We start from the raw sequence: 17,688 nt of genomic DNA on the forward strand, positions 1-17,688 counted from the left end.
ATGGACCGGCGCCTGATGGGAAGAAGCAAGGCACGCGGCACGTGACACTTTTTCAACATCCGCCCTATGGCCGTCCACTCAATTGCGGGGGCGCACGCAGCCCGTTGTAAAGCCTTGTGTGGAATACTCCGTACTCAAACCGCCATCGCTGTCCCCGTCCGTGCAGCCTTGAAGAAGGAACCCTCATGAGCGAACGCCCGAACACCGACGCGCAATCCGTGCCCGCCACGCCCGCCTCAGCGCGCCGCCGCCGCTTCATCAAGGGTGGCGCGGGGCTGATACCGGTAGCATTGACGCTGAATAGTCGACCGGTGTTGGCTACCACTACAACTACCGCCAATGGGCAATGTTTCTCGGCATCTGCCTGGGGGTCGATGCAGGCACTTGCCACGAACGCCAGCCAGTACACACGGCTGGTAAATTCTGGCCGGGTGACGACGGTTGCCTGTTATGACAGGGCTACGTGGTGTGGCAAACAGACGGTGAACAAGGTCGACTACGCAACGTGCACCGGCTGGAAAGCGAACCGAATCAATTGCGCTGACTTGACACTTGCAAAGGTCAAGAACTACACCGTCGGGCAGGCATGCGGCAACTCTGCAGGTACTGCTGGTATCGGTGGTACGGTCACGTGCTGGGACGTGGTGAGTGGCGCTGCTGGCTGCTCTCAAGCCCAGCAAGCCGTGATTGTGGCTTGGCTGAACTGCCAGATCACGACAACCACAAATACCGAGACTTGCGTCCTCGACACTTATCTCAAAAACCAACTAACGACCTTGGGCAATTGTGTCCCCAACGGTGGAATCGGGCCGGATGGCAAGACTTGGCGAGCTGTAGATGTGCTGAACTATCTGCAGAACAACAAGATCGGCAAGGTCAGCTGACTGTCGTGCTCATGCCCGCCAGAACGCCCGCAGCTTCGGGCGTTTTGTCTTTTTTCGGCGCCTGAATTCCGATGCACGACTCTCGGTGGACGGTTGGCCGCCCTGCGGACATGGCATGGCGGGATTGGGACGATGGCCTGAGCGCCGTCTACGACGATGCCTCAGGCGACACGCACGTGCTGGACGCGTTGGCAATGGAATTGCTCGAATTGCTGATGCGGCAAGCGTTGTCTATTCCTGAGTTGGCCGTCGAACTGGCCGACGCTGTTCCCGACGACATGGATCAAGCGACGGTGCACTCCTTCCTTGAACGCCAATTGCAATCCTTGCTCGGCCTGGGCTTGATCGAGCAGTTGGTTGCGCCCGCATGAAAGTCCGTGACCTGTCGCCGCGCGATTTGCGTAAAAAGCTGTCGCGGGGCGAACTGATGTTGCAGGCACCGCCCTTTGTCGCCCGCCTGCGCTCCGACTTGGATCGCGTGGCCGAGGATTTGCAGCGGCTGTATGCAGATTTTGAAGTGGGCGAGCCTGAAGACTTTGCGGATTTCCACCTCGAAGTGCTGCGCGAGCATGGGCTGCGGCGTTGGTACAAGCCGATGGCGCGCTTTTTTGCCGACGGCGAGCCCGCTTTCAGCATGCTGCCTGCAGAGCAAGGCTTTCACATGATCGAGTGGGGGCTGAACTGGGCTGTCAGCACGATGGCCCATCCGTATCTGTCCTACCACGCGGCGGCTTTGGAGCGCGGCGGCCGGGCGCTGGTGATGCCCGCGCCGCCGGGCTCAGGCAAGAGCACGCTGAGCGCCGCGCTGGCGCATCGCGGCTGGAGACTGATGTCGGATGAAATCACGCTCTACGACATCACGAGCCAGCAGGTGCGCGGTATGGGGCGGCCGGTGAACCTGAAGAACGTCTCCATCGACCTGATCCGCCGCTTTGCACCGCAGGCCGAGCTGACGCGGCCGGTGCCGGACACGACCAAGGGTACGCTGGCGCTGATGAAGGCACCCGGCGACAGTGTGGCGCGCGTGTTGGAGTCGGCGCAGCCTGCGTGGATCATCATCCCGCGTTACACGGCCGGTGCCGCGCCCGCATTGGCACCTTTGCCCAAGGCGCGCATGCTTTTATTGCTGGCCGAGCAGGCGTTCAACTACGACATTCATGGCCGCCAGGGCTTCGAAGCCACTGCCGACCTTGTGGAGCGCTGCGAGTGCCTCGAGTTCACTTATTCGGCACTGGACGAGGCCGTCCAATGCATCGCCGATCTGACCCGATGAGCCTCCCGCGCGCGCGCCTGCTACTGCACGTTCTGCTCGATCCGACAGCGGCGCTGGCGCTGAGCCCGCTGGACTGGGATTTGTTGCTGCGCCAGGCGCGGCGTGGGCTACTGCTGACCAAACTGGCCGTGCTGCTCCAGCCGATGCTGGATCGCGTGCCGCCTGGTCCGCGCCACCACCTGTACGCCGCACTGCTGACGGCGCAGCGGCAGGCGAAGCTGACGCACTGGGAGGTGAGTCACATTCGTGCCGCGCTCGCGCCGCTGGGCTTCGAGCCCATCCTGCTCAAGGGCACGGCCTATCTGATGGCCGGGCTGCCCGCCAGCGAAGGCCGGGTGTTCGGCGACGTGGATATCCTCGTACCGCAGGCGCGCATCGCCGAGATCGAGGCAGCGCTGCTGGCTCAGGGCTGGCAGTTTCCCGATGACCTGGACGACTACGACAGGCGTTATTACCGCGAGTGGATGCACGAGATACCGCCGTTGACGCACTTGCAGCGCGGCAGCAGTCTGGACGTGCATCACACCATCCTCCCGCCTACGGCGCGCGTACGAGTCAACACTGCGGCGCTGTTCGAGGACACGCGCACGCTGCCGCATCAGCCGGGCGTGCGTGTGCTTGCGCCGGTGACCATGACGCTCCACAGTGCGGCTCACCTGTTCCACGAGGGTGAACTGGAAAAGGGCCTGCGCGATCTGTTCGATCTGGACGCGCTGCTTCGTGACTTCGGCCGCGATACAGCGTTCTGGGCCGCGCTCGTGCCGCGCGCCCGCGTGCTGGGGCTGACGCGCCCGCTGTTCCACGCGCTACGCTACACGACACGGCTTCTGGGTACGCCCGTCCCGGCGGACGTGATGGAGCAGGCAGCGGTGGACGCGCCGCGCTTTCAGAAACTGCTGGACGCCTGCTACGAACGCGCGCTGATGCCCGCACACGCCAGTTGCGACACATCGCTCACCGGCCTGACGCGGCTGGCGCTATATGTTCGCTCGCACTGGCTGCGCATGCCGCTCGGACTACTGGCGCAGCACCTGGCGCGCAAGGCGTGGTTGCGCATGCGGCCTGAGCCGGAGACTGAATCCAATTAAAGGTAAAGGCGGGCGGCGCAACAGCCAGGACGGTGCATAGGCGTCTCAGGCTCCGGAGCACTCCTCGTCACGGGTTAACCGGCTTGCTTGCGGGTCGGGCATGCAGGCGGCGCCGCGCATTGCCAGCGATTTGACGCGCCAACCCCAGCAGCCCGCGCAGCGTCAGCGGGTCGTACGCGATAAGACCGAAGCGCTCACGGCGTTGACTCATCCAAGCGGCTTTGTAAGCATCGTCGCCGATCAGGTAGTCGATCTCACACACTTTGTCGGTGTCGATGACCTGTTCCATCAGCAGCGCGGTCAGCAGCGTGCCGGGGGCCAGCGATTTATAGGCCTCGTCGTACGCGAGTTTGAAGATGTCGGCACGGCCGTTGGCGACGATCCAGATCTGAGCGGCCACGGCATCGGCGCCGAGCCAGGCCACGCCCAGGCGCAACCATCCACGTTGTGCACAGAGGCGGATCAGGCCGGGCACGAAATCCGGGTACGGTTCCGGGACCTTCCAGCTCTTCGCGTAGACGGCCTGGTAGGCAGCAAGCCCTTGTTCCAGCCGCTCGGCGCCTTGGATGACTTCCAACCGTCCGCCCTCTGCCGCGAACTTCTTCGCGTTGCGCTTGATCGTGTTGCGCACCTGACTGTTGCGGTCCTTCAGGTAATCGGCCCAGCTCTGCCGGACCGGCTCGTACCAATTGCCGAATGCGAAGTATTCATACGGGCGCAGGCCCGCCAGCCTGAGTGAGCGCGTAAGCGTTGCGAACTCGGGCGAGTGCGGGTCCATCGGCGCAAAACGGTAGACCGCGACGCCTTGACCCGTCCGGCGCAACGCCTGCGTCAGCGGCAGCAGGTCCTCAGCCGTGATGCCGTCGTCCAGCGCCGGTGCGAACAGGGCCGTATAAAAGTTGGCCAGTGCGCTGACTTCGCGTCCGAGCACACCGGTCTGGGCCACGGTGGGTAGCACCGCTAGCGCACGGCCCCGCCGTTGCAGCACGAAGATGCGTACTTGATGCGCGTGCGGCTCGCGGCCATGGACGTGGTCAATCAGGTTGGCGAGCCAGTCCGCGCCGAACTCGATATGCCGTCGTTCGGCACGGTCGAGCAGCAAGGTCGCCGTAGGCGGCAAGTCCTTGGGGTGGTTGTAGACCTGGACTTCTGTAAGAGCGGCCGTCATTGGCGTTGTCATTTGAGGGCGACCTTGCGATAGACGTCCAGGTGCTTGCGATAGCTCTCCTGCCAGCGGAAGCCGGCGGCCCATGTCTGTGCGGCTGCCGCTTTTTCGGCGCGGGCTTCGGGGCTCAGCTTGATCGCTCCGTCCAGTGCCGCCGTCCAGGCGGCCAGATCATCGGCGGGCACCAGCGTTGCGAGCGGGCCCACCAGCTCGGCGAGACTACCCAGTGGACTGAAGATCACCGGTACACCGGCCGCCTGCGCCTCGATGGCTGGGAAGCCAAAGCCTTCATAGAGCGTTGGATAAAGCACTGCGGCAGCGCTCGCGTAGAGCGCTTGCAACTCTGCGTCTGAAAGGAACTCGGCGAACAGCACGCGACCCTGCAGTTCGTGGGGCAACGCGACGCGAGCTGCATTGCGTGCGTCGGCGCCGAAACCGCAGGCGACCAGCTTGAGCGATGCATCCGGCTGATTGGCGAGTACCTTCAATGCCCAGTCGAAGCGCTTGCGCTTCATGGGGCCGCCCAGGTACACGACATAGGCTGCGTCGCCCAGCGACTGCCGCAGGCTGTCCGGGACGGCGGCGGTGGGTGGCTCTAAGTAGGCCGTCTCGATGCCGTGGTGAATGACAGTCAGGCGCGGTTCCAGTTCGGGCCAGCGGGCAAGGATGTCGCGCTGCGAGGATTCGCTGATCGTGATGACGTGGGCAGCGCGCTTGAGCGCAGCAGGAATTACTTGATCCCAGTAGAAGCGATCGGCTGCGGTATCCGGGCGTTCCTCGAAGGCGAGGGTGTCGTGCAGCGTGACGACGGTCGGCAACGGCTGCCACAGCGGCAGCGCACCTTCGGTGCAGTGCAACAGCGCGAGCGGCAAGCGTCCTGCACGCAGCGGCAGGCCGAGTTGCTCCCACAGCCGGAAACGATCGCCGCGAAACTCGAAGACGTCCGGCGTGAAGCGATGCCCTTGCGGATGGAGCAATGGGTAGCGAGTGTCGTCGGCGAACAGGTGCCAGGCGACGTCCTCGCCACTTTGACGCAGCAGTTCAAGGACGTACTTGCCCATGCCGCGTACATGGGCTGTATTGAGGCAGCGGGCGACGAGGCCAATCTTCATGCGGCACGAGCCGCATCGGGCAGCCAGGAGCGAAGCAATAGCTTCCATCCGCGCCAGTGACCAGGCTGGATTCGCAATGCCTCCCGCGCACTGCGCCTGGCCGCGTTGCGCTGGCCGGATAGCAATTGGGCATAGGCAAAGTCGCTCCAACTGCCGGCAAGCCCGTCGCGCACGGCCGTGGCGTCGGCTTTGCGGCCGTCGGGACCGGCCAGGCCCCAGGTGGCGAGCGCGCGCTGAATCACTCGCCCGCGATAGTTATCTCTCGGGGTGGTACGGGTGATGCTCGCTGGGTGCTGACGGTACAACGCCAGCGGCCGCGCTACGCGTTCGATGGGCGTCACGCGCGAGGTGCGCAGCCAAAGGTCGTAGTCCTCGCCGATGCGCAAATCCGGGTCGAAGACGCCGACCTCGTCCAGCAAGCTGCGCTGCATCAGTACAGTGGAGGTCCAGACGACGCAGTCCAGCAGCAGTTCCGGATACAGCCAGCCGGTGGCGCCGGTCCACTTCGCCGACTGATCAGTTTCCACTTCAATCTCTCGCAGCAGGGCGGGATCTGGTTCGGGCTCGGCACTGGTCCAGACGTACCAGGCCGTGTAGCTCATACGGCAGCCTCGGGAGGCCGCGATGACCTCGAATTGAGCAGTCAGTTTGCCGGGCAGCCAGATGTCGTCGGCGTCACAGAAAGCGACCCAGTCGCCGGTTGCAGCGGCGATGCCGGCATTGCGGGCGGCGGCCACGCCGGCGTTGGTTCGGCGGATCAGCCTGACCTGCGGAAATTCACGCGCCACGCATGCTGCTGAATCGTCGGTCGAGCCGTCGTCCACGACTATGACCTCAAGTTCGACGCCGGTCTGCGCCAATACGGAACGTACCGTCGCGGCGATGTAGCGCGTGGCGTTGAAGCAGGGGATGACGACGCTGACGCGGGGCAGGGTGGCCATGCGTCAGGGTGCGGCTACCGAGGCCGGGGCTGATGGCGCGGAGGCCGCTTCGGCAGCGGGCTCGACCCAGCGACCGACGGAACTCAGCCGATCATGCAGTTCGGGGCGGTTAAACCCCAATGCCATCGCGCGGTGCGCCTGCGCCAGCGCTTTGTCGTACTCCTTCATGTCGAAGTACAGCATGCCAGCATTGAAATGAGTGAATCCTTCGTCCCCTGCGTGGTCCGCCACCTCATCGACGACTTTCATCGCATCCGGTACGCGGTTGCGGGAGATGAGAAAAACGGCGTACTGCATGCGCCATACGAGGTCATCTGGAGCGAAGCGGATACCTCGCAGGAAATAGCACTCCAGTGACATTTGTGCGTACTGGACGGGATCTTGCTTGGTTCTTGCCGAAAGTCGCATCATCGAGACGATGGCGCGTGGATGGTTGGGGAAGGCGCCCAGCGTGTAGCTGAGGTCTCCGCCGACGTATCCTTCCTGCCCGGCTTGCAACTGTTCCACTTTGGCGGTGAAGTGATGGTCCTCGACCAAGTCGCGTCTCTGCTGGGGCGCCGTTCGGTAGTCGTAGGGGCCGTAATGCCCCGTTGAGTATTGTTCGCAACCCGCCGGAGCGGGGGCCTTGTTCTCCGACACCGCATGGGCCAACGGGCCGGACAGGATCAGCCCAAGAAACAGAAACACGCATAAACCTGAGCGAGCGGGCCGGAAAGCCAGCTTCGGAAACTCGAAAGTCTTGTTCATGGCGGGGTGGTGATGGCTATTCGGTGCGGCTCGAACCCGGGGTGGTCAGCGATCGTATGGCGCTGACGCTCCAATCAAAGGCGAGCAACTGGTCCTGAGCCCGGCTCAGCGTATGGTCGGCGTGATCCAGGTCAAAACGGCGCAGATTGGGCCGGGTCAGCAACTTCTGCCAGTGTACTGATGGCGTGGCGTGCCCGAGGAACTCCTTGGCGGTGAGGTCGTCTCCGCTGAGGATCAGCAGCACCTCTCCTGCGAATCCTTCCAGGCCATCGGCCATGCGGCTCTGAAAACTGCGCGAATCCGTAGCGGTGGCGCTGCGGGCGAGGCGCAGGTTGCTGCTCAGCGTGCGTAGTGCCTTCAGCCCCACGCCCCCGCGCAGCAGCTTGCGCCAAAATTCGGGTTCGCGCAGCCGTTTCCAGTAATAGTGCTTCACGTGCACCTGTGCCAGCGTCGCGGCCGAGCGTACCCAGGGGTTCAGCAGCACGAGGCCAGACACGCGCGAATCACGGGTCGTGTCCAGATAGAGCAGCGCGGCGGAGGCGGCGTCGCATAGACCCCACAGCGCGACACGCTTGACCGTGGGGCGCGCTGACACAAGTGCGGCAATGGCGGCAGCGATGTCGGCCCTGATGCCGAGAAAATCCCGCGACTCGCCAGGACTGTCGCCCATGCTGCGGTAGTCGAAGCGCAGCGCTGCGAAGCCATTGGTAGCGAGATGACGAGCCAGCAAGGTGAACTGACGGTGGCTGCCTGCACGGTATTGCGGGCCGCCCACGATGATGATCACGCCGACTTCTGCCGGCATGCTGTCGGGCTCGGCCATGATGCCGATCAGGCGCTCGCCTTCGCAATCGAAATTCAGCACCGACTCTTTCACGACAGAGCTTTCACTGTCTTGGCGATCAGCGCGGGTGCGAGTTCGATCTCGCTCGTGGCCCAGAAGCCGACGCCTTGCACGATCTGTGCACGGACTATCCAGCCCGCGTCGCGCCAGCGCTGAATGGATTGTTCACTGACGGGCGTTAGCGCTGCCTCTTCGCGGGTGCTGAGTTCCAGCCATTCGACGCGGCCGGGCGAGCCCGTGGGCGTGAGCTGGGCCGCCTCCAAGCCGGACGCGAGTGCCGACCCAAGCCGGTAGCCCGCGACTTCCACGGCGCGGCCTGCGGCGAGTTCTGTCTTCATCTGCTCCATCAGCCCTTTGCTTGCCCCGCCCGCCATCTCGGACGCGAGCTTCAAGCGCAGGAACTGCTGCAACGCCAATTTGCCGCTGAGCATCGGCTGCCAAAAGAGATGATTCACCGGGCGGCCCCAGTCAGAGGCGGTCAGCAAACCACCCGCGCGCAGGCCCCACAGCCACAGAGGGGCTTCGGGCACGCGGGCATCCAGTTCGTTCATGGCCAGCCGTACATCAGCCTGCCAGTCGGTCCAGCTCGCGTCGCTAAAATCAGCCGACGAATCTCCGCAGCCGCGCAGGTCGATTTGCAGCACTGCATGCCCGGCGTTTGCCAGCGCGCGGCAAGCAAGGGCGGCCATGCGGCGAGATTTGTTCATCTCTTCCGCAAAAGGGTGCAGGTAGAGCACCTTGCTTTGTGGTGCACCCTCGGGCGCATGAAAAAGACAAAGCCGCTGCTCGCCGCCTGCTGCGGGCAGAAAGAAGACGTCGGGGTGAGGGATCAACCCAGCCGGGCGGCCACGAAGTCCGCCAGCGAGCCCACGGTGGCGAAGGTGTCGCCGTCGATGTCGTCATCGTCAACAACGAGACCTAACTGCTCCTCCAGCGCTGTAATCAGGCTGACCACGGCCATCGAATCCAGCTCCGGGATCGCGCCGAGCAGATGCGTCGAGCGGTCGAATGCGGCGCTGCGGCCGTTGAGGCTCAAGACCTCGTCCAAGATGCGCAGCACTTGCTTTTCGGTATCCATTGCTTTGATTGATGTCCAGAGGAGGCGGGGCGGGCGCCCAGGGGCCCGTGATCGGGGCGAATCTTAGCTGCTCGCCCTGCTGCGCCTCCCCCCTGAGCACGGGCATTTCACACGCTCAGCGGATGCTCGCCGCTTCCCGGGCTCGCGCCCGGTCGTCGCGCAGGGGTGCTGTGAGATACTTTTTTGCTCCCTTTTTGCCCCTTTGACCGGCGCCAAAGCATGCCCGAATCGACCCTGCTGCACGATCTCGTCTCCAGAGCCGCCGACCGGCGTGGCCCCGCGACGGCCCTGACGCAAGGCGCCGCCCAGCTCGGCTACGACGCGCTCGACGCGGCTGTCTCGGCCTTCGCCAGCGGCCTGATCGCGCTGGGCGTGCAGCGTGGCGAACGGGTCGCGATCTACCTGGAAAAGCGCTTCGAGACGGTGATCGCCAGCTTCGGCGCGCCGGCCGCCGGCGCCGCCTTCGTGCCGCTGAATCCGCTGCTGAAGGCCGAACAGGTCGGCTTCATCCTGCGCGACTGCGATGTGCGCGTGCTCATCACCTCGCCCGATCGCCACGCGCTGCTGGCCGAGGAACTGGGCCGCTGCGAGGCGCTGAAGCACGTGGTCGTCACCGACGGCGGCGAGGCGAGTGCCACCGCGCTGCGCTGGTCGGCCCTGCTCGACGCGCCGCAAGCGAGCGGCCATCGCGTCATCGACACCGACCTCTGCGCGATCCTCTACACCTCCGGCAGCACGGGCCGCCCCAAGGGCGTGATGCTGTCCCACCGCAATATGGTGGCGGGCGCGAAGAGCGTCTCGTCCTACCTCGAGAACGACGAGAACGACACGCTGCTGGCCGCGCTGCCGCTATCCTTCGACGCCGGCTTCAGCCAGCTCACCACGGCCTTCCACACCGGCGCCCGTGTAGTGCTGCTGAACTACCTGCTGCCGCGCGACGTGCTGAAGGCGCTGGAGCGCGAGAAGGTCACCGGCCTCACTGCCGTGCCGCCGCTCTACATCCAGCTCACGCAGATGGAGTGGCCCGCCGCGATCGGCGAGCACCTGCGCTACTTCGCCAACACCGGCGGCCGCATACCGCGCGAAACGCTCGACGCCCTGCGTGCCCGCGTGCCGGCCGCCAAGCCCTTCCTGATGTACGGCTTGACCGAGGCCTTCCGCTCGACCTACCTGCCGCCGTCGGAGGTGGACCGCCGGCCCGACTCGATCGGCAAGGCGATCCCGAACGCCGAAATCCTGGTGCTGCGCGAGGACGGCTCGCCCTGCGCGCCGGATGAGCCGGGCGAGCTCGTGCACCGCGGCGCGCTGGTCGGCCTGGGCTATTGGAACGATCCGGAAAAGACCGCCGAGCGCTACAAGCTGCTGCCTCCCGGCCTGGATGGCCGACCGACCGGCCTGCAACTGCCCGAGTACGCCGTGTTCTCCGGCGACACGGTGCGCCGCGATGCCGAAGGCTTCCTCTACTTCGTCGGCCGCCGCGACGAGATGATGAAGACCTCCGGCTACCGCGTCAGCCCGACCGAGGTCGAGGAACTGCTGTACGCGACCAAGCTGGTCGGCGAATGCGTGGCCTTCGGCGTCGATCACCCGACCTTGGGCCAGGCGATCCAGGTCATCGCCACGGCGCCGGCCGGCGCGGCCGACATCGACCTCGTCGCGCTGATGACCGAGTGCCGCCAGCGCATGCCGGCCTACATGGTGCCCGCGGGCATCGAGGTGCAGGCCGGCCCGCTGCCGCGCAACCCGAACGGCAAGATCGACCGCAAGCTGCTCTCGACCGCCTGGGTCGAGCGCGCCGCCCAGACCTGAATCGCACATCATGTCCGACGCTCCCGTATTCCCCAAGCGTGCGCCCGCGCACGCCGCAATGACCCAGTTCCCGATCCGCGACGGCGAGCTGATCGTCGGTGGCCAGAAGCTCTCGCTGCTGGCTGAGCGCGTCGGCCAGACGCCGTTCTACGCCTACGACCGCAGTCTGCTGCGTGCGCGTGCAGCCCAGTTGCGCGACGCCCTGCCCAAGCAGGTCAAGCTGCACTACGCGATGAAGGCCAACCCGCTACCGGCCGTGGTGGGTCTGATGGCCGGCCTCGTAGACGGCATCGACGTCGCCTCGGCCGGTGAGCTGCAGGTGGCGCTGAACGCTGGAGCCGATCCGGCCGAGATCAGCTTCGCCGGCCCCGGCAAGCGCGACATCGAGCTGAATCAGGCGGTGGCGGCGGGCGTGCTGATCAACGTCGAATCGCCGCGCGAACTGCCGGTGCTCGCCGCGGCTTCGCAGCGCATGGGCCTGCCGGCGCGCGTGGCCGTGCGCGTGAATCCCGACTTCGAGCTGAAGGGCTCGGGCATGAAGATGGGCGGCGGCCCCAAGCAGTTCGGCATCGACACCGAGGTGCTGCCCGAGCTGCTCGCCGAGATCGGCCGCCTGAGCCTCGCCTTCGAAGGCTTCCACCTGTTCGCCGGCTCGCAGAACCTGCGCGCCGAGTCGATCTGCGAGGCGCAGCAGAAGTCCTACGAGCTGGCCCTGCGACTGGCGCAGCACGCGCCGGCGCCCGTGAAGTTCCTGAACCTCGGCGGCGGTTTCGGCATCCCGTACTTCCCGGGCGAGCAGCCGCTGGACTTGGCGCCGATCGGCGAGAACCTGCAGCAGCTGGTCGGCCGCGCCGCGCAGGAGATGCCGCAGGCTTCTCTCGTTATTGAACTGGGTCGTTACTTCGTCGGCGAAGCCGGTGTCTACGTGACCCGCATCGTCGACCGCAAGGTCTCGCGCGGCCAGGTCTACCTGGTGGCGGACGGCGGCCTGAACCACCACCTCGCGGCCTCGGGCAACTTCGGCCAGGTCGTGCGCAAGAACTACCCGGCGACGATCGGCAACAAGGCCGGCAGCGCGGAGCGCGAGCCGGCCTCGGTGGTCGGGCCACTGTGCACGCCGCTGGACCTGCTGGCCGACCGGATGGAACTGCCGGTGGCCGAAGTGGGCGACCTCGCCGTCGTGTTCCAGTCCGGCGCCTATGGCCGCAGCGCCAGCCCGCAGGATTTCCTGGGGCATCCGCACTGCGTGGAAGTGCTGGTCTAGCGGCTGGGGCTGAGAGCGCGCGTACCATGCGCGGAAACGACCCTCAGAGAGTCGCCGCCGATGAGCCACCTGTCGCCCCTATACCTGCTGGAACGCTTCGACGTCGGCATTGTCCAGCTCGATGCCGAGCGCCGCGTGACGGCGATGAATGACCTGGCGCGCAAGATCTTGCCGGTCGACGAGAAGCAGCCTTTCGATGCGAGCGTGGTGAGCTTCCATCCGCCGCGCTCGCAGCCCAAGGTCGAGTTCATGCTGGACCAGGCGGCGATCTGCCCGGTGGCCAATCCGCCGCCGATGACGATGATCATCAACATCCCCGAGCGGGTGCTGCTGATCAAGGTGACGCGGCTGAGCAATGCGCGCGCGGCCACGGCCGGCTACACGCTGGTCTTCTACGACATCACCGATCTCGTCAGCGGCGAGCAGCCGGCCGTCGATGCCTCGGACCAGCGCCGGCGCCTGGCCAAGATCCCGACGATCTCGGGCCAGCAGGTCGTGCTGGTGGATGCCGACGATGCGCTGCACCTGCATTCCGAAGGCCACTACACGCGCGTGATCACAGCCGACGGCAATCGCTTCTGCAATCTCAGCCTCGGTGACCTGGAGGCACGCCTGGACCCCGCGCAGTTCATGCGCGTGCACCGCTGCCACATCGTCAATCTGTCGGCGATCAAGGGCCTGGCGCGCGACACCGGCCGGCTGATGGTGCGGCTGGCCGGCAATGGCGAACCGGTGCCCGTCTCGCGCACCAGCGCGCCCGATCTGCTCTCGCGGCTGGGCATGTCGCCGGTGGTCGGCAACGGCGCGGCCAAACGGGACTAGCAAGGCGCCCAGCTTGTTGGCACGCGCATTCCGCGGGCAAACACCTATCTATCGGTTTCCCTAGGTCCGTCGCTGCGATCGGCGCGTCTTCGGCAGTTCGTGCGCGCGGCTTGCAGTTCGTTCATCGGGCCCGTCGCTTCACGCAAATCGCGGGGCATTGCCTGCTCGTTTGCGTCGTTCGAGAGGGCGGACGTATCTTCAAAGCACACCAAAAACAGTGCATTGGAGACATCGATGATCCCCCCGAATTTCGACTATCACGCGCCCAAGACCGTGGGTGAGGCGATCACGCTTCTCGGGTCTCTGGGCAGCGAAGCCAAGCTGCTGGCGGGCGGCCACAGCCTGCTGCCGATGATGAAGCTGCGCTTCGCCCAGCCGGCGCACCTGATCGACATCAACCGCATTCCCGAGCTGCGCGGCATCCGCGAGGACGCCGGCGAGATCGTGATCGGTGCGATGACGGTCGAACGTGAGCTGATCGAATCGAAGCTGCTTCAGCAGAAGCTGCCGCTGCTGGCCGACGCCCCGCGCCTGATCGCCGACCCGCAGGTGCGCAACCGCGGCACCATCGGTGGCGACATCGCGCATGGCGACCCGGGCAACGACCACCCCGCGCTGTCCATCGCGCTCGATGCCACGCTGGTACTGGAAGGCCCTCAGGTGCGGCGCTCCGTCAAAGCCGAGTCCTTCTTCCACGGCACCTACATGACCGATCTGGCCGAGGACGAGATCCTCTGCGAGATCCGCATCGCGCCCTTCGCCGCCGGTACCGGCTGGGCCTACGAGAAGCTCAAGCGCAAGACCGGCGACTGGGCCACCGCGGGCGCCGCCGTTGTCATGCGGATGAGCGGCGGCGCCGTCGCGTCGGTCCGCATCGCGCTGACCAACGTCGCCCCGACCGCGCTGCGCGCCACTGCCGCCGAGCAGTTGCTGATCGGCAAGCCACTGAGCGAAGCCGCCATCGACGCCGCCGCTGCGGCCGCGATGGCGATCGCCGACCCGCAGGAGGACCTGCGCGGCGACCGCGAATACAAGACCGCGATGACCGGCCAGATGCTCAAGCGCGCCCTGCGCGCCGCCGCCGAGCGTTGTCACTGAACGGGAGAGAGTGATGGCCAAACGAATCCTTAACATCAAGGTCAACGGCAAGACGCTGGAGAAGGCGGTCGAGCCGCGCACCCTGCTGATCCATTTCCTGCGCGAAGACTGCAACCTCACCGGCGCCCACATCGGCTGCGACACCTCGCACTGCGGCGCCTGCACCGTCGATCTGGACGGCGAGTCCGTCAAGTCATGCACGCACCTGGCCGTGCAGTGCGAGGGCTCCAGCGTCCTCACGGTCGAAGGCCTGGCGCAAGGCGGCGTGCTGCACGCCGTGCAGGAGGGCTTCTACAAGGAGCACGGTCTGCAATGCGGCTTCTGCACGCCGGGCATGCTGATGCGCGCCTACCGGCTGCTGCAGGAGAACCCGAACCCGAGCGAAGCCGAGATCCGCGCGGGCATCAGCGGCAACCTGTGCCGCTGTACCGGGTACCAGAACATCGTCAAGGCGATCCAGTACGCAGCGAACAAGCTGCGTGCCGACACCGCTGTCGCAGCCTGAGCCCGGAGACCAAGAGCATGAACGCACCCACCGATCCCAAGCTGCTCGAACGCAGCGCCGCCCTGCAAGGCATGGGCGACAGCCGCCTGCGCAAGGAAGACGCGCGCTTCATCCAGGGCAAGGGCAACTATGTCGACGACATCAAGATGCCCGGCATGCTGCACATGGACATCGTCCGTTCGCCGCTGGCCCATGCCCGCATCAAGAGCATCGACAAGAGCGAGGCACTGAAGGTCCCCGGCGTGATCGCCGTGCTGACCGCCGAAGACCTGAAGCCGCTGAAGCTGCACTGGATGCCTACGCTGGCCGGCGACGTGGCAGCCGTGCTGGCCGACGGCAAGGTGCACTTCCAGATGCAGGAAGTGGCCGTAGTGATCGCCGAGGACCGCTATGCCGCGGCTGACGGCGTGGAGGCCGTGCTCGTCGACTACGAGGAGCTGGAGCCGGTCATCGACCCCTACGCGGCGCTCGCGCCTGATGCGCCGGTGATCCGCGAGGACCTGGTCGGCAAGACCGTCGGCGCGCACGGCCCGCGCGAGCACCACAACCACATCTTCACCTGGGATGCCGGCGACAAGGCCGCGGCCGATGCGGCCTTCGCGGTGGCACCGGTCACGGTGACGCAGCGCATCCACTATCCGCGCGTCCATCCCTGTCCGCTGGAGACCTGCGGTTGCGTGGCCAGCTTCGATCCGGTCCGTGGCGACCTGACCACCTACATCACCTCGCAGGCGCCGCACGTGGTGCGCACGGTGGTGTCGATGCTGTCGGGCATCCCGGAATCGAAGGTGCGCATCGTCAGCCCCGACATCGGCGGCGGCTTCGGCAACAAGGTCGGCATCTATCCCGGCTACGTCTGCGCGATCGTGTCGAGCATCGTGCTCGGCAAGCCGGTCAAGTGGGTGGAAGACCGCATCGAGAACATCTCCTCGACCGCCTTTGCACGCGACTATCACATGGACGGCGAACTGGCCGCCACGCCCGACGGCCGGATCACCGCGCTGCGCGTCAACGTGATCGCCGACCACGGCGCCTTCGATGCCTGCGCCGATCCGACCAAATTCCCCGCCGGCCTGTTCCACATCTGCTCGGGCTCCTACGACATCCCCGCCGCGCATGCCAGCGTCAAGGGCGTCTACACCAACAAGGCGCCCGGCGGCGTGGCCTACCGTTGCTCCTTCCGCGTGACGGAGGCGGTCTACCTGGTCGAGCGCATGGTCGACGTGCTCGCGCAGAAGCTCGGCATCGACAAGGCCGAGATCCGCAGCAAGAACTTCATCCGCAAGGAACAGTTCCCCTACACCTCGGCCTTCGGCTTCGAGTACGACTCGGGCGATTACCAGCTCGCGCTGGACAAGGTGCTGAACGCGGTCGACTACAAGGCCCTGCGCGCCGAGCAAGCCGCCAGGCGCGCCGACCCGAACAGCCCGACGCTGATGGGCATCGGCCTCGTGACCTTCACCGAAGTCGTCGGCGCCGGGCCCAGCAAGATGTGCGACATCCTCGGCGTGGGCATGTTCGATTCCTGCGAGATCCGCGTTCACCCGACCGGCAGCGCCATCGCCCGCATGGGCACGATCACGCAGGGCCAGGGCCACCAGACCACGTACGCGCAGATCATCGCCACCGAGCTGGGCATTCCCAGCGAGGTGATCCAGGTGGAGGAGGGCGACACCAGCACCGCGCCCTATGGTCTTGGCACCTACGGCTCGCGCTCCACGCCGGTGGCGGGCGCGGCCATCGCGATGGCCAGTCGCAAGATCTTCGCCAAGGCACGCAAGATCGCCGCGCACCTGCTGGAAGTGGGCGAGAACGATCTCGACTGGGAGATCGATCGCTTCAATGTCAAGGGCGACGACAGCCGCTACAAGACCATGAAGGACATCGCCTGGGCCTCGTACAACAGCCCGCCGCCGGGACTGGAGCCCGGCCTGGAAGCGGTCCACTACTACGACCCGCCGAACTTCACCTATCCCTTCGGCATCTACCTGGCCGTGGTCGACATCGATCGCGCCACCGGCGAGACGCACGTGCGCCGCTTCTACGCGCTCGACGACTGCGGCACGCGCATCAACCCGATGATCATCGAGGGCCAGATCCATGGCGGCCTCACCGAGGGCTACGCCGTCGCGATGGGCCAGCAGATGCCCTTCGACGCGCAGGGCAACCTGCTCGGCAACACGCTGATGGACTACTTCCTGCCCACGGCCGTCGAGACGCCGCACTGGGAGACCGACCACACCGTCACGCCCTCGCCGCATCACCCGCTCGGCGCCAAGGGCGTGGCCGAGTCGCCGCACGTGGGCTCGATCCCGACCTTCACCTCGGCCGTCGTCGATGCCTTCGCGCATCTGGGCGTCACGAACATGACGATGCCGCACAGCAGCTACCGCGTCTGGCAGCAACTGAAGGCCAGCGGAGTGAATCTCTGATGGAAGTCACTCTCGACAAGCGCTACCCGGTCGTTGCGGGCATCGACCAGGCCTGGGCCGTGCTGCAGGACATCAACGCGACGGCGGCCTGCATGCCCGGCGCCGCCATCACCGAGCAGATCGATGCCAGCCACTACAAGGGCACGGTCAAGAGCAAGGTCGGCCCCTCGACCTTGATGTTCGGCGGCGACATCGAGGTGCTGGGCCTCGACGCGCAAGCGCGCCAGCTGCACATGCTGGGCAAGGGTTCCGACAAGAGCGGCTCCTCGGCCTCGATGGATCTGACGGCCCATCTTGAAGCGGGCGAGGCGCCGGGCAGCTGTGTGCTCGTAGGCCATGCCGTGATCATCGTGAACGGCAAGCTGGCGCAGTTCGGCAGCCGGCTGCTGGTGCCGGTGTCCGACGTGATGCTGGGGCAGTTCGCCACCAACTTCAGCGCGGCTGCGGCGGCGGTGCCGGTGGTGGCCGTGCCTGTGGTGGCGGAAGCGCCGGTGGCTCCTGTAGCGCCGGTGCCCGCCGCCAAACCCGCGAACGAACCTGCCAACGAACTGAACGCCTTCAGCTTCGGCTGGGCCGTGCTCAAGAGCTGGTTTGCCGGCCTGTTCGGCAAACGCGCGTGAGCCTGT

Annotated in this window: 18 protein-coding genes; 11 read left to right on the forward strand and 7 right to left on the reverse strand. The window is 65.9% G+C overall.

Annotation, left to right across the window (positions count from 1 at the left end; all coding sequences use genetic code 11):
- Window positions 1-185 precede the first annotated feature (185 nt).
- The 4 genes from SNE35_RS22315 to SNE35_RS22330 all read left to right on the forward strand — a co-directional run bounded on the left by SNE35_RS22315 (window position 186) and on the right by SNE35_RS22330 (window position 3,245).
- On the forward strand, window positions 186-884 hold the full coding sequence (locus tag SNE35_RS22315) for a hypothetical protein (protein WP_320425217.1): 699 nt from the start codon (window positions 186-188) through the stop codon (window positions 882-884).
- Between the two features lie 110 nt (window positions 885-994).
- Window positions 995-1,255, forward strand: coding sequence for an HPr-rel-A system PqqD family peptide chaperone (locus SNE35_RS22320; RefSeq protein WP_320425218.1), 261 nt, complete (start codon window positions 995-997; stop codon window positions 1,253-1,255).
- A complete protein-coding gene (locus SNE35_RS22325) occupies window positions 1,252-2,157 on the forward strand; it encodes an HprK-related kinase A (protein ID WP_320425219.1) in 906 nt (301 codons plus the stop codon). Before SNE35_RS22320 ends, SNE35_RS22325 begins: the two co-directional genes overlap by 4 nt.
- Window positions 2,154-3,245, forward strand: coding sequence for a nucleotidyltransferase domain-containing protein (locus SNE35_RS22330; RefSeq protein ID WP_320425220.1), 1,092 nt, complete (start codon window positions 2,154-2,156; stop codon window positions 3,243-3,245). The genes SNE35_RS22325 and SNE35_RS22330 overlap by 4 nt, the downstream gene beginning before the upstream one ends.
- A gap of 67 nt (window positions 3,246-3,312) precedes the next feature.
- Here SNE35_RS22330 and SNE35_RS22335 read toward each other — a convergent pair whose 3' ends face one another.
- The 7 genes from SNE35_RS22335 to SNE35_RS22365 are packed head-to-tail and all read right to left on the reverse strand — an operon-like array spanning window position 3,313 to window position 9,132.
- Complete coding sequence (locus tag SNE35_RS22335; protein WP_320425221.1) at window positions 3,313-4,413, reverse strand: GNAT family N-acetyltransferase; 1,101 nt, start codon at window positions 4,411-4,413, stop codon at window positions 3,313-3,315.
- Window positions 4,414-4,421: 8 nt separating this feature from the next.
- The gene (locus SNE35_RS22340) at window positions 4,422-5,522 is read right to left on the reverse strand and encodes a glycosyltransferase family 4 protein (RefSeq protein ID WP_320425222.1); all 1,101 of its coding nucleotides are present in this window, start codon (window positions 5,520-5,522) and stop codon (window positions 4,422-4,424) included.
- Complete coding sequence (locus SNE35_RS22345; protein WP_320425223.1) at window positions 5,519-6,463, reverse strand: glycosyltransferase family 2 protein; 945 nt, start codon at window positions 6,461-6,463, stop codon at window positions 5,519-5,521. The genes SNE35_RS22340 and SNE35_RS22345 overlap by 4 nt, the downstream gene beginning before the upstream one ends.
- Window positions 6,464-6,466: 3 nt before the next feature.
- Complete coding sequence (locus SNE35_RS22350) at window positions 6,467-7,210, reverse strand: tetratricopeptide repeat protein (RefSeq protein WP_320425224.1); 744 nt, start codon at window positions 7,208-7,210, stop codon at window positions 6,467-6,469.
- A 16-nt stretch (window positions 7,211-7,226) separates the two neighbouring features.
- Entirely contained in the window at window positions 7,227-8,087 is an 861-nt protein-coding gene (locus tag SNE35_RS22355; RefSeq protein WP_320425225.1) for a hydrolase 1, exosortase A system-associated, read from the reverse strand.
- A complete protein-coding gene (locus SNE35_RS22360) occupies window positions 8,084-8,887 on the reverse strand; it encodes a hydrolase 2, exosortase A system-associated (RefSeq protein ID WP_320425226.1) in 804 nt (267 codons plus the stop codon). Before SNE35_RS22360 ends, SNE35_RS22355 begins: the two co-directional genes overlap by 4 nt.
- A complete protein-coding gene (locus tag SNE35_RS22365; RefSeq protein ID WP_320425227.1) occupies window positions 8,884-9,132 on the reverse strand; it encodes an acyl carrier protein in 249 nt (82 codons plus the stop codon). The genes SNE35_RS22360 and SNE35_RS22365 overlap by 4 nt, the downstream gene beginning before the upstream one ends.
- Before the next feature lie 219 nt (window positions 9,133-9,351).
- On the opposite strand from SNE35_RS22365, the gene SNE35_RS22370 reads away from it, so the two are divergent.
- The 7 genes from SNE35_RS22370 (at window position 9,352) to SNE35_RS22400 (ending at window position 17,682) form a co-directional block, all read left to right on the forward strand.
- Window positions 9,352-10,941 carry an acyl-CoA ligase (AMP-forming), exosortase A system-associated gene (locus tag SNE35_RS22370; protein WP_320425228.1) on the forward strand — a complete coding sequence of 530 codons (1,590 nt, stop codon included), beginning with the start codon at window positions 9,352-9,354 and terminating at the stop codon, window positions 10,939-10,941.
- 10 nt (window positions 10,942-10,951) lie between these two features.
- A complete protein-coding gene (locus SNE35_RS22375; RefSeq protein ID WP_320425229.1) occupies window positions 10,952-12,205 on the forward strand; it encodes a pyridoxal-dependent decarboxylase, exosortase A system-associated in 1,254 nt (417 codons plus the stop codon).
- A gap of 60 nt (window positions 12,206-12,265) precedes the next feature.
- Window positions 12,266-13,027, forward strand: a complete 762-nt coding sequence (locus SNE35_RS22380; RefSeq protein WP_320425230.1) for a LytTR family transcriptional regulator — start codon at window positions 12,266-12,268, stop codon at window positions 13,025-13,027.
- Window positions 13,028-13,261: 234 nt separating this feature from the next.
- Window positions 13,262-14,125: an FAD binding domain-containing protein gene (locus SNE35_RS22385; RefSeq protein ID WP_320425231.1), complete on the forward strand. Its 864-nt coding sequence runs from the start codon at window positions 13,262-13,264 to the stop codon at window positions 14,123-14,125.
- Between the two features lie 13 nt (window positions 14,126-14,138).
- The gene (locus SNE35_RS22390) at window positions 14,139-14,630 is read left to right on the forward strand and encodes a (2Fe-2S)-binding protein (RefSeq protein ID WP_320425232.1); all 492 of its coding nucleotides are present in this window, start codon (window positions 14,139-14,141) and stop codon (window positions 14,628-14,630) included.
- A 17-nt stretch (window positions 14,631-14,647) separates the two neighbouring features.
- Window positions 14,648-17,062, forward strand: coding sequence for an aerobic carbon-monoxide dehydrogenase large subunit (locus SNE35_RS22395; RefSeq protein WP_320425233.1), 2,415 nt, complete (start codon window positions 14,648-14,650; stop codon window positions 17,060-17,062).
- Entirely contained in the window at window positions 17,062-17,682 is a 621-nt protein-coding gene (locus tag SNE35_RS22400; RefSeq protein ID WP_320425234.1) for an SRPBCC family protein, read from the forward strand. The genes SNE35_RS22395 and SNE35_RS22400 overlap by 1 nt, the downstream gene beginning before the upstream one ends.
- Window positions 17,683-17,688: the final 6 nt, after the last annotated feature.

This window comes from Roseateles agri (assembly GCF_034043675.1).
Classification (GTDB): Bacteria; Pseudomonadota; Gammaproteobacteria; order Burkholderiales; family Burkholderiaceae_C; genus KK5.